The 18,228-nt window shown below is 55.8% G+C and carries 11 protein-coding genes; 4 read left to right on the top strand and 7 right to left on the bottom strand.

Going from position 1 to position 18,228, the window contains the following annotated elements; genetic code table 11:
- The 7 genes from ABGT65_RS03530 to ABGT65_RS03500 all read right to left on the bottom strand — a co-directional run bounded on the left by ABGT65_RS03530 (nucleotide 1) and on the right by ABGT65_RS03500 (nucleotide 11,864).
- On the bottom strand, nucleotides 1–699 hold the full coding sequence (locus ABGT65_RS03530) for a DUF3823 domain-containing protein (RefSeq protein WP_346699786.1): 699 nt from the start codon (nucleotides 697–699) through the stop codon (nucleotides 1–3).
- Nucleotides 700–721: 22 nt separating this feature from the next.
- On the bottom strand, nucleotides 722–2,569 hold the full coding sequence (locus ABGT65_RS03525; RefSeq protein WP_346699784.1) for a RagB/SusD family nutrient uptake outer membrane protein: 1,848 nt from the start codon (nucleotides 2,567–2,569) through the stop codon (nucleotides 722–724).
- A 9-nt stretch (nucleotides 2,570–2,578) separates the two neighbouring features.
- Nucleotides 2,579–6,022, bottom strand: coding sequence for a SusC/RagA family TonB-linked outer membrane protein (locus ABGT65_RS03520; protein ID WP_346699782.1), 3,444 nt, complete (start codon nucleotides 6,020–6,022; stop codon nucleotides 2,579–2,581).
- Between the two features lie 89 nt (nucleotides 6,023–6,111).
- Nucleotides 6,112–7,284 (bottom strand): cellulase family glycosylhydrolase, encoded by a 1,173-nt coding sequence (locus ABGT65_RS03515; RefSeq protein ID WP_346699780.1) that lies wholly within the window; start codon nucleotides 7,282–7,284, stop codon nucleotides 6,112–6,114.
- Nucleotides 7,285–7,370: 86 nt separating this feature from the next.
- Entirely contained in the window at nucleotides 7,371–9,167 is a 1,797-nt protein-coding gene (locus tag ABGT65_RS03510) for an IPT/TIG domain-containing protein (RefSeq protein WP_346699779.1), read from the bottom strand.
- Nucleotides 9,168–9,189: 22 nt separating this feature from the next.
- Nucleotides 9,190–10,599, bottom strand: coding sequence for an IPT/TIG domain-containing protein (locus ABGT65_RS03505; protein WP_346699778.1), 1,410 nt, complete (start codon nucleotides 10,597–10,599; stop codon nucleotides 9,190–9,192).
- A 29-nt stretch (nucleotides 10,600–10,628) separates the two neighbouring features.
- Complete coding sequence (locus ABGT65_RS03500; protein WP_346699776.1) at nucleotides 10,629–11,864, bottom strand: SGNH/GDSL hydrolase family protein; 1,236 nt, start codon at nucleotides 11,862–11,864, stop codon at nucleotides 10,629–10,631.
- Between the two features lie 208 nt (nucleotides 11,865–12,072).
- Between ABGT65_RS03500 and ABGT65_RS03495 the strand changes: the two genes are divergently transcribed.
- From ABGT65_RS03495 to ABGT65_RS03480, 4 genes are all read left to right on the top strand, one after another.
- On the top strand, nucleotides 12,073–14,445 hold the full coding sequence (locus tag ABGT65_RS03495) for a glycerophosphodiester phosphodiesterase family protein (RefSeq protein ID WP_346699774.1): 2,373 nt from the start codon (nucleotides 12,073–12,075) through the stop codon (nucleotides 14,443–14,445).
- 127 nt (nucleotides 14,446–14,572) lie between these two features.
- Nucleotides 14,573–15,130: an RNA polymerase sigma-70 factor gene (locus ABGT65_RS03490; RefSeq protein WP_346699772.1), complete on the top strand. Its 558-nt coding sequence runs from the start codon at nucleotides 14,573–14,575 to the stop codon at nucleotides 15,128–15,130.
- 48 nt (nucleotides 15,131–15,178) lie between these two features.
- Nucleotides 15,179–16,207, top strand: coding sequence for a FecR domain-containing protein (locus ABGT65_RS03485; RefSeq protein WP_346699770.1), 1,029 nt, complete (start codon nucleotides 15,179–15,181; stop codon nucleotides 16,205–16,207).
- Nucleotides 16,208–16,366: 159 nt separating this feature from the next.
- Nucleotides 16,367–18,187 carry a sugar-binding domain-containing protein gene (locus ABGT65_RS03480; protein ID WP_346699769.1) on the top strand — a complete coding sequence of 607 codons (1,821 nt, stop codon included), beginning with the start codon at nucleotides 16,367–16,369 and terminating at the stop codon, nucleotides 18,185–18,187.
- Nucleotides 18,188–18,228: the final 41 nt, after the last annotated feature.

Genomic DNA, 18,228 nt, shown 5'->3' with positions numbered 1-18,228 from the left:
TTATTTGACCCGTACCGATCCCGGAGTATAGATCTTCGGAGTGATCCCTTGTGTCCCGACGCCGATTCGGGCGTAAAGAACGGGGTATTTCTGCAACTCGGCATCCTGAAGGTTGACCGTGATGGACTGGCTTCCCAAGGTGAGCGATGCGGCGTCAACCTTTTTGCGGAATGTGGCATCGTCGACAAACTGCGTGTTGTTGATGTAGAGCGCGATGCTTTCAAGCAGAGCGTCGGGTTTTCCGTTAACCAGCGTAAAGGCTCCGCGGTCGATGCGGAACGAGACGGTAAGTTTTCCGTCTCCCGTGTCGAATCGGGTGTCGCGGATGACATAGTAGGGGGTTACCGGAAAGTCGACTACGGTGTTCCCCCGGACATCGAACCAAAGTTCCGTGCCGCTGTCAACCCACGGTCCGGAACCGTTTTTGGCAACCATCCGGTAGGTCCCGTCGAAAAGCATTGCCGAGAAACTTCCGTCCTGTGCGACGTAGACCGGAATGGGTGCCGTACCCTCGAATCCCGGTTGATAGAGTTCCAATAGGTTATAATCTTGTCCCGTACCGGTTTGTCGCAGACCGACCGGCTCGTCGTCGTAGACGATGCGGCCGCAGAGTCGGCTTTTCGGAGCTTCGTAGTTGTCGTATTCGCATCCTGCAAGGGCGATGGCCGCGCAGAGAAGCAGGCAAATCCTTAATTTCATGTTGTAATCGAGGCGTTAGCTGTTATTGGAATGGGTTTTTCTTCAGCAACGGATTGGCCGTGATCCAGGCGTCGTCGATTCCGTTGTAGTAGCACATGCGATCGAAGTAAAGCGGATACTTTTTCATGTAGCAAGGAGTCTTTTCGAAGACCCATTTGCCGTCGATCTCGGGGTTCCCCGGAGCGAATACCTTGTAGGGGAACAGGGCATAGTGCCGGGCATTGTCACTTGCATCCCAGATCTTGTGGGCGATCCGGAAACGTTTGGCATCCCACCAGCGATGGTTTTCGAAGGCGAATTCCACACGCCGTTCACGCTGGATGTCCTCGATGGAGACCGATTCGAGTTTGCTGATTCCGGCCCGCTGCCGGATCTGATTGATGTAGTCGAGAGCTTCTCCCGTGTAACCCAGTTCGAGGGCGGCTTCCGAAGCGATCATCAGCACTTCGGCGTAGCGGAAGCGGATGAACCACACGTCGCTGCCGCGCGTTCCCTGATCCAGGCTTTCGGAGACATACTTGCGGACGTTGAATCCCGTCTTGTTCATGTAGAGGTCGTTGTTGGCCACCGGGCCGTTGATGCTGGTGACGACCCCGCCGTAACGGGCATCGGTCTGCCCCGGCGTCCCGGTAACGGTGCGGAAGGCCCCGGAACTTTTATCCAGAATTCCGGCCTGATAGTCGATCCGGGTCGAACGGAAGGTGGCTCCCGGATAGATGATCGTGCCCCAAAGCCGCGGATCCTTTCCCTTGAACAGATCTTCGGGATTGTCGTAGTAAACGTAGTCGCCGCCATTGCGGATCTTCAAGGCTCCGTTGCGGTCATTCACATATTCGAAATCCTCCACGAGATTCAGAACCGGCAGTACGGTATTGGCATAGTCGCCCGTCTTGACCGACGAGGCGAAGTTGTACGAGGTCCAGTCGTGGGTCTTGCCCGGATAGATATAGTCCAGGGCCCAGATCACTTCGGGATTGCTGTCCTTTTTGACAAACAGGTCATAGAAGTTCAGCGCCTTGTCGCTGTTCTGGTTGTAAAGGCTGTATTTTCCGCCCTCGATGATCTGCGTGGCGGCTTCGTAGGCAATCCGGTAGAATTTTGCGGCCTGTTCATAGGGGATGCCGACCTCCCGGCCCGAAGTCTGGATGAGACAATCGTTGGCGATGTTGTAGCGGGCGATCGAACCGGCGTAGATGGCCGCTCGGGCTTTCAGGGCCAGGGCTGCCCATTTTGTGGCGCGTGCGGCATGGATATTTGACATCGGGTCGTCGACGTCGGCCAGAAAATAGTCGGCGATGGCGTTGCATTCGGAGATGATGTAGTCATAGGTCTCCTCTTCGGTGGCCCGGGCCACATACATCTTCGGAATCTCCGATTTGCCGTCATATTCGTAGACCGTATCGCCGATGAGCGGGACTCCGCCCAGACGCTCGCACATGTTGAAATAGAGCCATGCCCGCAGGAAACGGACCTCTCCTTCGTAGTGGCGGCGCATCTCCTCGGTCAACTGGCGGTTGTTGTCGGCAGCCCCGGAGTCGAGTCCTTCGAGAAAGAGGTTCATTTCACGCATCAATCCGTAGTCGTACATGCGCCAGTGGTTTTGGAAAAACTGGGCCGTTTCACTCGGCCCGCCCCAGCCGTAGGCCGCTTCGTCGAGCACCGTGTACTCGGTGATGCTGCTGAAACTCTGGGCCCATTCCACCCGGCCGTAAAGATTGGCGATGGCCGATTCGATCAAGGCGTTGTCGGAGAATATCTGTTCCGGCGTAAAAACGTTGTCAGCCTCCTCGTCGAGAAATGCGTTGCACGCCGTCCCGCAACCTGCCAGCAACAGGATCCCTGCCGTATAGATCGTTCGTAAAGTTTTCATATTCTTGTGTTAAAAGGTTAGATTGAGTCCGAAACTGATGACCCGGGTCGTCGGATACTGCTGACCGCTCTGGGTCGAGATTTCGGGGTCCATGTCGATTTCGCCGAGATTGTCGATCGAGAAGAGGTTCTGCATTGAGGTGAAGACGCGGATTCTTTCGATCCCGATCTTTCGCGTGATCCGTCTGGGCAGCGAGTAGCCCAGTTCGAAGTTGCGCAACTTCAGGTAGCTGACGTTGCGAAGCCAGAAATTGTTGACCTTTTGATAGTTGGTATGGCTTCCGTTTCCGTCGAGGACCATCGGGTATTTGCCCGGCAGGTATTCGCTAGCGGGGTTGTCGATGTCGGCCAGATGCCAGGCGTCGTTGAGCATGAATGCCGGGCTGTTTCCGCCGTCGTGCAGGGGATTCTTCATTTCGAAATCCATGTAGAACGAAGCCAGCGACGATCCGGTGAAGAGCATGGCGAGGTCGAATCCTTTCCACTCCAAGGCGATGTTGAAGTTGAAACTCAAGTAGGGGACATCTCCCTGGCGGTATCCCAACGGTCGTTTGTCCATATCGTTGATCACACCGTCACCGTTCTGATCCTTGTAGATCAGATCTCCCGGGCGCATCGTGGTGTTTCCTTTCCCGTCGATGTCGACGGGGTATTCGGCGATCTGTTCCCAACTTTGAAACTGTCCGATGCAGTCGAACCCCCACCATTGATTGGCGTAACGCTTGCTGTAATAAGAGGAATATTCCTGCCACGAATTGCTAAGTACCCAAGGCTCCCGATCCCATTCGTATTTGCGCGAGAAGGTGAAGTTCCCTTCAATCGAGTAGTTGAAATCCTTGACGCGGTCGCTCCATTTCAGGCTTCCGTCGATGCCGCGGATCTTCTGGGAGGCCATGTTCACATTGGGGAGCGTGAATCCGGCTTCGTTGGGCAGCGTGATGCCCGGGCTGGCGGGAATGCCTTCGAGCGTGCGGGTGAAATAGTTCAGTTCACCGGTCAGTCGGTTGCCCAGGAACCCGTATTCGATGCCGACGTTGAACATCTTGACCTTTTGCCACGAGAGATCCGTTACGGGAAGTCCGCGGTAGCTCGATCCGAGGATCCACTCGCCATCGAGCACCGCACCCCCGGAGTTGTAGTTATAGCCTTCGAGGAAGTCGTAGGGCGAATATCCCGAAGTGTTTTCATCCCCCACGACTCCATAGGATATTTTCAATTTCAGATTCGAGACCCAACGTCTCATTCCTTCCGTCCACCAGGCCTCTTCGGTCAGGCGCCATCCGGCTGAAACCGAAGGAAAGAACCCCCAACGCTTCGTGGGCGGAAACTTCCACGAACCGTCATAGCGGCCCAGAAGTTCCAACAGGTAGCGTCCGTCGTAGTCATAGGTGAAGCGGCCGATGAATCCGGCCCGGGACTGGGGAGTCTCCAGATAGTCGTTGATGGCCTGCAAGGTTGCCGTATTGGTTTGCGTGGTCAGGTCTGTCTGGGGTCTGGACGTGAAATCCAGTCCGGGGGAGATGTGGTGCGAGGCTTCGCCGCCAATGGTCAGGGCCACGTTGTGCCGGTCGATGCGCTTGTGGAAATCGAGCGTGAACTGCCCCGTATAATCCTCGGTGTTCCCGTAGGATTTGTAGAGCGAAGGGTTGCGTTCGCCGTCGATCACATAGTATTCACCAGAAGCCTCGTCGTAGTCGTACAGGTCGAATGTCTTGACCTGTTTGATTCGGGATGAGTCTTGAAACGAATATCCGCCGATAAGTCGCAGTGAAAGCCAGTCCGTGAACTTGTAGTCGGCATTCAGATTGATCTGTACGGCCCGTTCCCGGCGGGTATCCTCTCCGTTTTTGGAGAGTGTCGTGACTGCGAAGTTGGTATAGATGTAACTCGGGGCCGTTTTGGCCGGGTATAGCGGGTTGTCGTTTACGTAGGGTCGCACGGTCGGCAGATTGCGGTAGGAACCGAAAAGCATCCAACCCACCTCGTCTCCGCCGCCGAGGCCCGGAGCTTTCGTTGATTGGAGTCGGCCGCTGACTTGGGCGCCGAGTGACAGCCGATTGGTGATGGCAGCATCGACGTTGATCTGGATATTGGTCCGGTTGAAGCCTCCGAAATCGCGGATGGCATACTCTTGATCCGTGTTGCTCAGCGACATGTAGTAGCTTACCTTGTCCGAACCTCCCGAAATGTTCGCTCCGAAATAGGATTGTGCTCCGGGATTTGTGGCGAAGTCGTACCAGTCGAATCCTTCGTATCCGCGTTCGGTCCCCTGCTGCCATTTGAGATACTCTTCGCGGGAGTATGTGGGTGTATAGCTGGGATTTTCGGCCATTTTGATCACATCGGACTGATACTTCGTCCGCACGTAGGAGGCAGCCGAGGCGGGTTGCGGGAACTTGAAAAACTCCTGCCAGCCGTAGAGAGCCTTGACGTTGACCGTATGGCGCGTGTTTTTGCGGCCGGATTTGGTCTTTACGACCACCACGCCGTTTGCGGCCCTCAATCCGTAGATTGCCGCCGAGGCGTCCTTCAGGATCGAAACCGATTCGATGTCGTTGGCGTCGATGTTGTTGAACTGCGCTTCGGTACGCTGTACGCCGTCGATGATGTAGAGGGGCGAATCCATACCGCGGATGCTGATTTTCGTGGTTGCCCCCGGACGTCCGTCGCTCATACGGCTATTGATACCGGCGATGGTTCCCGCCAGCGCCGTGGAGGTGTTTACCGTGGAATTGACCTTCAGCGCCTCGCCGGAGATGTTGGTGATGGCGCCCGTAATTGAGGCTTTCTTCTGCACGCCGTAACCTACGACCACCACGTCGTCGAGCACTTCGGTACTCTCCTGCAGGGTGATCTCATACGCGTTGCGTCCGGCCGTCACGGCGACTTTCGTTGTTTCGAACCCCAAATAGGAGACCGTCAGTACGTTTCCGGTGTTGGCCTTCAGACGGAATGATCCGTCGGTATTTGTTGTCGTGCCGTTCGTCGTACCTTCGATAATGATGCTCACTCCGACCAGCGGTGTTCCGTTTTTGTCCAACACGTGTCCCGTGATAACGTTTTGCTCGGTATGAACCGGAGCCTGCGTCCGGACTGCTGGACGCTGCGAAAGAATGATTTGCCGCCCCCGTAGCGTGTAGTCGATTCCGCTTCCGGCAAACAGGCGGTCGAGAACCCGGCGCAGGGGCTGCGCTTCGACCCGGAGTGTCACCTTCCGGGAGACATCCAGCAGGGTCTTGTTGTAGAGAAACGAGTATTCTCCTTGTTGTTCGATGCGTGCCATCGCCTCTTCGAGGGGGACGTTCCGCACGTCAAGCGTAATTCGGCCGTCCTGGGCGCGGGCTCCCGCACAGAACAGCACTCCCCAGCACAGCAGGGCGAAACGGACGAGCATGAGGCGCAGGGGTGCGAGATGCGGTCTGTTCCGGAAATCGGTCTTTTGATATGCTTTCATGGATGATTGCTTTGTAATCGGGTTAAAATCGGACGGGAACCCCGAGTGCGGTCGGACGATCCGCCGGTTTCGGGCATCACACCGTGTTACTACTCTCCGTTGTCGTCCACACCGATGATCTTGTGCAGGAATTCGACCTCTTCGGGGTATCTGGGCGTTCCGTCGGGATAGAGGATGTCGTGGAACCAGGCTTCCGGCTCCGGAGTTCCGGCCGTCGACCCCCAGGGCCAGATAGTATTGGTCTTTCCCCAGACCAGGCCCCAGTTGATGGCTCCGATTCCATACTGCTTCATATAAGGGAGTGTATTCTGGAAGGTGCCCTTGTATTCACCACCGCGGGCCATGTATTCCGAGCAGATGACCGGGCGGCCGTAAGCCAGCATCTCCAGAGCGAAATGTTTCATGCCGACGAGTGCAGCTCCGGCATCGGTGTAGAGGTCCTCCCAGGGGCTGTAACTGTGAAAGGAGTTGATATCCGACATCGAGAGCGCGATGGTCCCGAAAGCGGCGTGTTCGCGGTCGGGAGCATGGATTCCCACGGTGATCGGCTGCACGGGCTGCTGTCCGCGGATCCACTGAATGGTTTTCGGGAGCAGTTCGGAGACGATATCCTCCCGGGTCGAAGAGTTTCCGGGTTCGTTCCAAGCCTCCCAAAGTCGGATTCGCCCGTCATTTCTGTAACGGGCTACGACCTCCTCGACGTACATGCGCATCAGGTCGAAACGTTCGGGCATTGCCTTTTCGTTTTCGTCGATGACGGCGGGATCGCCCTTGAAGTCTAGGTTGTGGATACCGGGCACGGGGTCGAGCTGGCGGCCAACCTGGCAACGGTCCACGCGGTCGCCGGAGCCGGAAAAGAAGCAAAACATGACCTTGATGCCGTGTTTGTCGGCCAGGGTCAGGAAATCGTCGACGTTGCGGAAAAAGGAGTCGTGTTCATACTCCCACACGGCGCTGTGCAGGAAGACCCGCACGGTATTGAATCCCAGTTCTGCGGCCCACCCCAATTCGCGATCGATGGTCTCGTGGTCGTAGGTCGAGGATTGCCACATCTCGATCTGATTGATGGCCGTGCTCGGGAAGAAGTTGCAACCGACGATCCAGGGTTGTTCGGCATACCAGTCGCGGGCCTTCTCCAGGGACCACGGTTGGAGCGGTTCGTCGGGCAGTTCGGTGAAGCGGACGTCGCCTTCGACCTTGCTGCAAGCCGCCATCGCCGAGAGGACGCCGAATGTCAACAGGGGGAATAGAAATTTTTTCATATGCGTGTTGTCTTTTTTTTACTGAGTGGAGGCAAGGGAGGGATCCGGACCGGAAATCCGGGTTCCTTCCTTCCGCAATCCGGCGGCTACTCTTGAGCTTTGAGCGAGATGGAGATCCGTCGTATGATCTTTCGTTCGCCGTCTTCCGAGATATAGAAAGTATTGTCATCGCCCAGCGCGAGTCCCTTCGGAGTGTCGAACGTAATCTCCTTCATGTTTTCGGTCGGGACGTTTGAGACATCGTTGGATCCTTTCTGCCCGTTCCCGGCCACGGTGGTGACGGTGGGGATACCGTCGAGATCGGTAATTTTGCGCAGGGCATGGTTATGCCGTTCGACGAAATAGAGCGTCTCGCCCGCAGCATCGAAACACATCTGTGTCGGACCCAGCAGCCGTGAAGTACCCACCGGGCCGTCGGTGAATCCGGTTTCGGAGGTGCTGGTGCTTCCGGCTATGATTTCGCGCGTGTCGACATCGCCCAGCGTATGGGTTGTCGGGTCATACGGATAGCGCTCGATGTAAGCTACGGGTTTCGAACCGTTTCCGGCTCCCGGATCCGTGCCGTTGCTGCCTCGGGCGATATAGAGCCACTTGCCGTCGGGCGAGAATACCACGCGGGAGATATGGCTGTTCCATACGGCATTGGGCCCGTCCGTGGTAGAGCAGGAGATATTCGGTTCGCTGGCCGTACTGCCGTCAGCGGAGACGAGCATGAATTGAGTTTCGGTACGCCAGTACCACCAACGTGAGATGCTGACGATGCAGTATCCGTCGACTGGATTGACGGCTACGTCCTCGTATTCGAAATCGCTGTTGTAGTCCTGATATCCGACGGCTTCGGGGAAGTCGCCGCTTGTGCGGCTTGCCAGCCAAATATACTTGCAGTTTCTGTTCCGGGCTTCGCGGATGGTGTAGGCCAGACGGTCGTCTTCGATCGATACCAGACAGGTGATGCGCCCGCCGTCCCACCAGGGGTTGTTGTCCTGCGGCGCCCGGTAGTAGGCGACGTTGCCCGAGGCGTTGATCATCCGCACGCCGTTGTAGATCTCGCCGACATAGAGCGATCCGGTTTTGTCGTCGTAGGCCAGGCTCTGCGGAGCGAAGAACGTTGCCGAGAGTCGGGCACCGTTGTCGGCACCCTGAGGGCCGGATCCGGCATAGACTTCCGAAGTTGCGACATACTCCTTTTTGAGAACCCGGAACTCCTCGAAGGTTTTGCTTTCGGTCTGGGCATTGTCGATGCCGTATTTGATTTCAATTGTCAAGGCGTAGGTTCCGAAAGGAGTCTCTTCCGGAATGGTAACGACGATGGCACCGGGAGCCACGGATTTGATTTCAAGCGGCAGTTCTCCGAGCGTTACACGCACCAGAGATGGATCGGACCCGAATTCCCGGCCTTCGATCGTCAGTTCACCGCCGGGATAGATCCCCGCTTCAGGTTTGTAGCCGGTCACTTCGGGGACTCGACCGCGGACTTCGAAATCGACTTCGAACGTATGTGAAGCGGTCTGTTCCAGCCCTTCGGGATCGGCATAGGTTACCTGGGCCCGAAGCGGGTAGGTTCCGATGTCGAGCGTTGCGGGGACCGTGAACTTGATGACCGACTTTCCGACCTCCCGGATCGCCATCTGCGTATCGCCGAGCGTGACCGAGATTTTCGACGCATCGGTTCCGAAATTCCGGCCCAGAACCATCGCTTCGGTTTCCACGCCGACTTCGGCATATTCGGGTGTATAGGTGACGAATTCGGGGACTTTGGTTGTGCCGGAAGTCGAGTCTTCGTCTTCGGTTTCGTCCTTGTTGCAGGCTGTACTTACAGCAAGGACCGCCGTCAGGCAAAGTATCGCCGCATGGCGCAGCGTGAATCTGTACGATAATTTCATGTGTTGGATGTTTTAGGTAGTTTTATTCGTTTTCGAGTTCGTTGCCGATTGTAATTTTGCGGATGTCGGCAAAGCCCTCCTCCGCAACATAGAAGTTTCCTTTCGAGTCCATGCAGATTCCGTTCGGCCGGGAGAAAACCGCTTCGGAGAGTTTGCCGTTCGCAAAGGTCGCGGGATTGTCCTGTGTATTGGGAGCAGGAATACCTGCCAGAGTCGTTACGACCCCCTCGGGCGTAATCTTGCGGATGCAATGATTCCAGCTGTCGGCTACATAGAGATTTCCCTGCTCGTCGCAGCATCCGAATTCGGGGAAGGCGAACCGGGCTTCGGATCCCGTACCGTCGGCATAGGCACGTTCTTCGCTGTTCACGCCGGCGAATACGGGGATTTCGCCCGTCAATTGATGGGTTGTCGGATCGTAGTCGTAGGCGGAAATACAATGGCGTCCCTTGTGGATGATGTAGAGTCGTTTTCCGTCCTTCGAAAATACGGGCCGCGACTGACATTCGGCTCCGATGGGGGTATATCCCGCTGCTTCGGAGGATGTGTGGCTCTTGGGATCATAGTAGAAAATACGGGTCGATCCGTTCTCGTTGCGGCATACGACGATTTGTTCGTCGACGGGATTGACGGCCAAGCCTTCGCAGTTGGGTTGGTCGTCGGAGGAATCGGCGTACCAGATTTTATAACCGTCGTTTTTGAGCGCGTAACCCAGATAGGGACCGTCGGACTGCGGACGGTTTACCAGAATCCACAGACGTGAACAGTCGTTTGAAAAGGCCATGCCGCGGAAATTGTAGTTATAGGGATCGGTGGCGATATTTCCCTGGTTTTGGTCGGGAGAGCCCCCGCCGTACATCGGAAGCATCCACGAAGTCTCACCGTTCGACAGTAACCGAACGCCGCGAGCCCATTCGGCCAGATAGAAGTTGTCCTCCTTGTCGGCGATGAGCAGGCTCGGGGCGTAGAAACACGAGGTGAGCAGTGGTCCGAAATAGTGTTGTCCCGTCACGCCCGAACGCCCCGCAAAGGTTGAGACGCTGGATTCGACGGTATAGATGAAAAGCGTTTCGAAAGTCTTCTCATAGAGGGTTGGATTTCCGGTTTCGCTGTTTCGGCGCAGTCCGATCCGGATTGCCCCGGACCCGCACTCTTCCGGAACGAGGGCAGCGATGGCGGAATCGGTTACCGAAAGGATGGCGGCCGGCGTAGAGTTGATGAGTACGGTGATGGCCGAAGGGTCGGAGCCGAAGTATTCACCCGTGATGGTGATCACGTCGCCGGCTTTGCCGCGTTCGGGCGAGAACGCCTCGAAGACCGGAGCCTGAGAGTAGATTCCGTCGGAGGAGTCGGATCGGTCGTCACTGCAGCCTGCGGCCAGCAAAACACCGCACAGCAGTGCGGAATGGAGGTATTTCGTATGAAATTTCATGGTTCGTCGGATTTGGATCGGAGATTCGTCTATTTGACATAAAGCAGGATTCCCGGAATGTCGAAGAGCCGTTTGGCCATGGCGTAGTGTCCTTCGGCATTGGGGTGCAGCAGGTCGGACTGGAACAGGGAGGTGTCCTGTCGGCGCGTGTCGCCCTCGAAGGCCGTTGCCAGATCGAACCGGCAGCTGGCGACCTCCAGCTCCTCGCATACGGAGGCGATCGTTTCGTTGATCAGGTCGCTGCTTCCGTCGCTCTTCACGGGGATGCGGTTGAGAACGGGTATAGAGCCGTATTCGCGGATTCGTTCGACGAGTTCAACGAGTTTTTCACGAGTATTGCCGCCGTTGGTTCCGATGGTGACCATGACGAATTTGGGGCGCAGGGCCGGCACCTCATTGGCGATCCGGACCAGCACGCCGTCGATGGTCGAACCGCTCTGTCCCGAGAATACGACCCTCCCGTTGAGCCAGGAGGCCATGATCGCTCCGTATCGGGCCGTTTCGCGGACGAGATCTCCTTCGGTGATGGAGTTCCCGATGAGGTACATCAGCGGTTCGGGCGCCGCCGAAGCGACAATTTCCACCTGTTTGACGAACGGAGATTTGCCGGATAGATGCCGCATTCCGAAGAGGTTGTTTTGCCGTCCGCCCTTGAACTCGTTCTGTTCGACGCTGTTGCCGCCGCTACTGGAGTCGAGTTCCGAGGCTGTGGCTACGGAGGCCGAGGCGCCGGTTTCGGTATCGGTGATGGTGAAGGTGTTGCTGCGGAATGATTTCACGGCTTCGAGCATGTATACGTGCCCGTTTTCGACCGGAAAGGGAATCGAAGTTTCAATTTTGTCTTCGGCGCCGAACTTGTGGATATTGAGCGTTCCGGCTGCGGCATCTACCGTAAAGAGCGAACCGCCCTTTCCGTCGCGTTCGAGCCAGTGGAGTCCGAAACGGGTGTCGGAGAAGAGCGATACCCGGACACGTGTCACCCGTTCTTCAAAGGTAATACGCCGATTCAGCCCGAGATAGATGGCCGATTCAGAGGCTCCATCGAAGTAGAGACCCCGTTCTTCGATGCTCCACGAACCGTGGTTTTCGAGATTATCGAACTCCTTCAGGGCCGTTTCTCCGTCCGAGAGAAAGTCGCAGCGGAACAGAAGCGTCTCTGCGGGAGCAGCCTTTTCGGGCTCGTAGGGCAGGAATTCGTAATCGTCCGTGCAGGCGGAACTCCCCGACAGGAACAATAGCAACAGTAGAGTCAAAGGTTTGTTCATAGATCGGATGTTTAGGTTCTGAATTTGGCCTGTCCGCCCGTTGGAGGAAGTTCCGCGAGCGGAGAGTCATAATAAAGACATCCCGGGCTGAAAAAGACACATGCGAACATTCGATTTTTTTGTTCGTACTTTTTTTGTGGGGAAACCGCGGTCGGTTGTCTATTATATATAGAAATGCGTTGCAAATAACCTACAACCAATACCTGATATGAAGAAAAAACTGCTGTATCTTCTGCTGGTTCCGCTTTTTGCGGCGGGGCCGGTTTGCGTGTCGTGCGAGGACGAATCTCCCGAAGCTTCGGGAACGGAGTTCCGCCTGGAGACACCTGATGACGGAGTCAACCCTTCGACGGTAAAAATCGGACCGGGCAACTATTCGAAACGCTTTACGATCGAAACTGCGTTGTCGTGGCGTATAGAAAAACCGGCCAAGGCGTCCTGGCTGTCGATTCGTCCGGAGTCGGGTGAAGGTCCCGGAACAGTCTATGTCTCGACGGCATTGAACGATGCACCCGAGATTCGGAGCACTGATCTGCGGTTCCAGGTCGGACCGCAGGTTGTCCATACGCTTCGTTTCGAACAAGCGGCCAATGCTCCCTATCTGAATTTGAGCATGACGCCCGAATCGGGGAGTCTTCCGGCCGAAGGCGGAGAGTTGACCCTGCATGTCGATACGAATGCCGGGGAGTGGACCTATACCGCGACGGGAAGCGACGGTTCGTGGCTTGTTGAAAAATCGAAGGATCGCACGTCGCTGGTTTTGACTGCGTCCCGGAATGAACGGTTTTCAATCCGGAAGGCTACCGTGAGGGTTTCGGTTCCGGACTATCCGGATCTGAACCGTGAGATTGAGGTGACTCAGAGCGGATTTACGGCCGATCTGCTTGACATTGTTTTCAACAATGACGGTACGGCCGTCGACATTTCGCCGATGCACAATCCGGTGGTTCACTCTGCCGGGCCATCTCTGATGACTTATTATAACGACAGCTATGGACGTTATGTCGCCCGCTTCAATCATGAACCGGGTTCGAATCCTGGATCGGGCTATTATCGGGTCGACTATCGGGACAATGCGGCATTCCGGGAGGCACTGGCCGACGGGCATACGCTGGAAGTGCTCGTGATGTTCGATGCAGAGGCTGACGGGGCGAAGGAGATCAAACCTCTCAGTTCGATGCAGTCCGGTGGCACCGGATTTCTTATTACCAAGGCGGATAGGGGAACGGAACTGACGTTCCTGCCGAACCTCAACTCCGGGGGATGGCAGTGGACGCGCAGCGGCGTGGTCCCCCAACGCGGCCGTTACTATCATCTGGTGGGAGTCTGGGACAAGACACAGAAAAAGTCCCGGATCTACATCAACGGAGAGCAAAAAAACGAGGTCTCCGCGACGGGGAATTTCGTTTTTCCGAACAAGGAGAGCTGCTACTGGTTCGGAATCGGCTGCGATGCCGGCGACAACAAGGCCGAGGCGGCCTGGAAAGGTGATATTGCCATCGTGCGCATCTATGGCGATCCGTTGTCGTCCGACCGGGTGACGGAGTTGTGGAACGAAGTAAAGGATTGCGAACCCCAGGGGAGTGTGATTACCCTTTCCGATCTCTTTTTCCTGCCGACGGCCTCGGTGAAGGTTGGATCGTCCTACAGGATTGCCGGAACCGGTTTCGAATCGGGGGATCGGGTTCGTCTCGAATCCACGAACGACGAAACTCTTTCATTCGTTTGTGAGTCTGCTGTGGACGACGGTACGATCGGTTTCAGGATCCCCGAAGGTTTCGTCTCCGGCACCTATCGGATGGTATTGTTGCGCGGGGACTCCCATTGTCCGGTCGGGGTTGTGGAACTTTTGCTTTCCGATACGCCGACATTGGAAAATCTGCCACAGGTGATCGCACATCGGGGATTCCACACCACGAACGGTGCTGCGGAGAATTCGCTGGCTTCGTTAGAGGCGGCGATCGCTTTGGAAGTGTACGGTTCGGAGGCCGACTTTTACATTACGCGGGACGGGGTGGTTGTCTCGAACCATGATCCGGATATCAACGGAGTGGGGATCGAGAATTCCGACTACGACGACATCAAGGATATTACGCTTTCCAATGGGGAGAAGGTTGCCACATTGGACGTCTATCTGGACGAGATTGAGGATGCTTCGACGAAACTCGTCATCGAGATCAAGCCCCACAGCACGACGGAGAACAACAATCGGGTTGTCGATGCCATTGTTTCCGCTCTTGTGGCGCGGGGCATGACCGACCGGGTGGATTTCATATCGTTCAACTACGGGATCTGCCAGCGGCTTGCGGCGAAACTCCCGGGGGCGCTTGTGGGCTATTTGAACGGGGACAAGAGTCCGTGGTCGATCTCTTCCGATGTCCGATGCATTGATTATCAGATGGAGGTTCTGCGTCGTAATCCGCAGTGGATTCGGGATGCCCATTCCCGCGGTATGAAGGTGAACGTCTGGACGGTCAATTCACAGGCAGACATGATGGAGTTTATCGCAATGGGAGTCGATTTCATTACGACGGACCATCCCGATCAACTTCGGGATCTGCTTGCAAAGATTGACGGATAGAGAAGTCTCCAGACAAGAGCGGAAGAGTCGGAACCCGACTCTTCCGCCAGTTTTGTCCTTCGGAATGGGAATTTGCGGGAAAATGTTATTTTTGCATCTCCTTTTGTATCTCCATCGATCCGACGGCATGAAAGAGGGAATTACACTTATACAACTCAAAGAAGGCGGCCCGGGAGCATTTTCGCGGTTGTTTACACTCTATTATCGGGATTTGGTACTATATGCCGGACGTTACCTGTCCGATCAGACGGAGTGCGAGGATATTGTGCAGGATACGTTTTTGAAGATCTGGAACCGGCGTTATCAACTTGAAATAACCGTTTCGCTGAGACTCTATCTGATCGGAGCTGTCCGCAACCGTTGCCTGAACGAACTCAAACACCGCCGCCTGACATTCAATACCACCATTGAGACGTTGACCTGGATGCCGGCCCGTATTGAGGAGGAGGCAACCCTCTATTCCGAACTGCACGAACGTTTCGAACAGGCCTTGCAGACCTTGCCTCCGCTTTGTCGCGAGGCCTTCGAGATGAACCGGTTCCAACATATGAAGTATCAGGATATTGCCGATCGGCTTGGGGTTTCGAAACGCACGATCGAGGTGCGTATCGGTAAGGCATTGGCTTTGTTGCGTGAGAATTTGAGGGATTTCCTGCCGTTGATTCTGTTCTTTAATGTCTGGTGAATGTGGTGAATTCCCATCGAGTTGTCTTTATATGAAGTATGATAGAATATGGAAGAGAAAAAGGAGCGTCTGAGTGAAATCATGGCCAAATATCTCGCCGGAGAGGCTTCGTCCGAAGAAACGGCAGATTTGATTGCCTGGCTTGAGGCGGATCGCCGCCATGCCCGGGAGTTTTCCCGGCTTGTGGATTTCGATCGGGCGGCCTGTCCTCCGTTTGATCCAGCGGGGATTCGGGAGGAACCGGCCCGAGAGCGAGTTTTGGCCCATGTGAGAAGAGATGAGTGTCGGATCCGTCGGATGCGTTTCATTCGGGGATTGGAACGGATTGCGGCCGTGTTATTTTTACCTGCGGTACTCGTATCGGCGGCTCTGCTCCTGGGTCGTTCTGCCTCAGAACCTGCAGCCGAGACGTGGCAGACGGTGACCACTCCGTTCCGGACCCATTCGCAGTTGGAACTTCCCGACGGTTCGAAAGTGTGGCTCAACGGGGGCAGCACACTCCGCTACCCATTGGCTTTCAAGCCTGGGGAACGTGCGGTATCGCTCACGGGCGAAGCCTATTTCGAGGTGGAATCCGATCCTTCAAATCCCTTTGTTGTCCATACGAAGGATGTGGCTGTGACAGCCACGGGTACCGCCTTCAATGTGGATGCATTCCGCAGTGACGACGTAATTTCGGTAACGATGGTGCGGGGTGTGGTCGATGTAGACATGCAGGGCACACGCCGGAGGATTGCCCCCGGAGAGCGCATCTGCTATGACTATCGGGTGGGAACCTATACGGTCGACCGGACCGATCCCGACAAGTGGTGTGCCTGGCGTAATGGAGAAATCATTTTCGAAAATGACCGGCTGGAATATGTTTTCCACCGTCTCGGACAACTTTACAACGTGGAGTTTACCATTTGCGATCCTTCGGTTAACCGATACGTCTATCATGCGGTCTTTACAGACGAAACGTTGCCCGAGATTTTGGAGATGCTGAAAATCAGTGCACCAATCCGTTATGAGGTGCTGCAGTCCGAAACCCCGGATCCCGGAATTCCCAAACAGCACATCCGCGTCTACAGTAAATAGCCGTAATGAGCGCCTTCCGTCGAACCGGGAGGCGTTTTTTAGTTCCGGGCGGACTCGGCGGTAAAAAGTTCCGTCGGAGATTGTGTCCTTGGTCGGCTGGGTTGTCTTATAAGAGCAACGGCCCGCCCCCGGGCCTTGTCCAAACCCGAACGAATACCGATGAAACACTTTTTTTCTGCAATTGTGCTGATCTCCGGGTTGCTCTCGTACACCGAGGTTGCGGCCTGGCAACCCGTTGGTGACCGGATCAAGACCCGTTGGACGGACGAAGTGGATCCGTCCTGTCCTCTTCCCGAATACCCGCGTCCGGCAATGACTCGGACCCGGTGGATGAATCTGAACGGATTGTGGGAATATGCCATCCGTCCGGTTTCCGAACCTGAACCCGAAGCGTGGGAAGGTCGGATCCTTGTGCCGTTCGCGGTAGAATCGGCTCTCTCCGGAGTACAGCGCGAAGTAGGACCTGATCATGCGCTTTGGTATCGGCGTACCTTTACTCTTCCTGCTTCGTGGAAGAATGAACGCATTTTGCTGCATTTTGGTGCCGTAGATTACGAATCCGAGATCTATCTCAATGACATTAAGATCGGTTGCCATCGTGGAGGATATACCTCCTTCAGCCTTGACCTCACACCGTATCTGACCCAGGGGGAACAGTGTCTGGTCGTGCGGGTTTGGGATCCTACGGATGCCGGACCGCAGCCCCGAGGCAAACAGCACTCTGCCCCGGAATCGATCTGGTATACCTCCGTGACTGGAATCTGGCAGACCGTGTGGCTCGAACCGGTGGGTAGCTCCCGAATCGAGCGTCTCCATACTACTCCTGATATCGATACCCGCAGACTTGAAATCGTCCCGAAGGTTGAAGGGGCACTTGAAGGGGATGTCGTCGAAGTTTTGTTGCGGGAGGGTGCGACGATCGTTTCACAGGGGAGCTGTGCCGCGGGAGAGCGGTTGACGCTTCCGGTTCCGGAGATGAAGTTATGGAGCCCTGAAGAGCCGTTCCTCTACGACCTGGAATTATGTCTGGTTCGCAAGGGTCGGATTCTCGATCGGGTAGGCAGTTATGCAGCCATGCGCAAAATCTCGGTTCGGCGCAGTGTTGGAGATGCCATGCGTCTGCAGTTGAATAATCGTGATTACATACAGTTTGGTCTGTTGGATCATGGCTGGTGGCCCGATGGGCTCTATACGGCACCGACTGACGAGGCGTTAGCCTACGATATTATCAAAACCAAAGAGCTGGGCTTCAATACGATCCGCAAACATATCAAAGTCGAACCGGCACGTTGGTATGCCCATTGCGACCGGTTGGGGGTCCTTGTCTGGCAGGACATGCCTAGTGGGGATACGAATCCCCGCTGGATTCCGGACCGCTGGTTTGACGATCGGGAGTTGATTCGTACGGCGGCTTCGGAGGAGATTTTCCGGAGTGAATGGCGTGGAATCATTGATCAGTTGCGGGTTTATCCGAGCATTGTGATGTGGGTTCTGTTCAATGAGGCCTGGGGGCAGTTCAAGACCCCTGAAATCGCCGCATGGACCAAAGCTTACGATCCGTCGCGGCTGGTCGATGCCGCAAGCGGCGGCAACCACTATCCGGGTGTCGGCGACGTATTTGACATCCACGCTTATCCCCATCCCCGGATCCATACGACGGACAACAGCCGCCCGCTGGTTCTGGGAGAATACGGCGGGATCGGGCTGGCTCTGGAGGGTCACCTCTGGCAGCCCGATCGCAATTGGGGCTATGTGCAGTACAAGACTCCGGAAACTGCCACGGACGAATACGTGCGCTATGCCGAACTGTTGCGGCAATTGGTTGTGGCCGGAGTTGCGGGAGCCATTTATACGCAGACCACCGACGTGGAGATCGAGGTGAACGGCGTGATGACCTATGACCGGGCCGTTGTGAAGTTGGATCCGGAACGGGTCCGGCAGGCCAATGCTGCGGTTCTCGGAGCCCTAGACGATTTTTGATACGGGATTTAACCTCTAAAACTTTAACCAATGACGATACG

Origin of the sequence: uncultured Alistipes sp. (assembly GCF_963931675.1) — a bacterium.
GTDB lineage: Bacteria > Bacteroidota > Bacteroidia > Bacteroidales > Rikenellaceae > Alistipes.
Note: the sequence above shows the minus strand (reverse complement) of the source record. Positions and strands in the feature narration are given on the sequence as shown.

Bases quoted from the DNA above. Each gene is read 5' to 3' on its own strand.
- ABGT65_RS03530 (WP_346699786.1), bottom strand. From the start codon at position 699: ATGAAATTAAGGATTTGCCTGCTTCTCTGCGCGGCCATCGCCCTTGCA.
- ABGT65_RS03525 (WP_346699784.1), bottom strand. From the start codon at position 2,569: ATGAAAACTTTACGAACGATCTATACGGCAGGGATCCTGTTGCTGGCA.
- ABGT65_RS03520 (WP_346699782.1), bottom strand. From the start codon at position 6,022: ATGAAAGCATATCAAAAGACCGATTTCCGGAACAGACCGCATCTCGCA.
- ABGT65_RS03515 (WP_346699780.1), bottom strand. From the start codon at position 7,284: ATGAAAAAATTTCTATTCCCCCTGTTGACATTCGGCGTCCTCTCGGCG.
- ABGT65_RS03510 (WP_346699779.1), bottom strand. From the start codon at position 9,167: ATGAAATTATCGTACAGATTCACGCTGCGCCATGCGGCGATACTTTGC.
- ABGT65_RS03505 (WP_346699778.1), bottom strand. From the start codon at position 10,599: ATGAAATTTCATACGAAATACCTCCATTCCGCACTGCTGTGCGGTGTT.
- ABGT65_RS03500 (WP_346699776.1), bottom strand. From the start codon at position 11,864: ATGAACAAACCTTTGACTCTACTGTTGCTATTGTTCCTGTCGGGGAGT.
- ABGT65_RS03495 (WP_346699774.1), top strand. From the start codon at position 12,073: ATGAAGAAAAAACTGCTGTATCTTCTGCTGGTTCCGCTTTTTGCGGCG.
- ABGT65_RS03490 (WP_346699772.1), top strand. From the start codon at position 14,573: ATGAAAGAGGGAATTACACTTATACAACTCAAAGAAGGCGGCCCGGGA.
- ABGT65_RS03485 (WP_346699770.1), top strand. From the start codon at position 15,179: ATGGAAGAGAAAAAGGAGCGTCTGAGTGAAATCATGGCCAAATATCTC.
- ABGT65_RS03480 (WP_346699769.1), top strand. From the start codon at position 16,367: ATGAAACACTTTTTTTCTGCAATTGTGCTGATCTCCGGGTTGCTCTCG.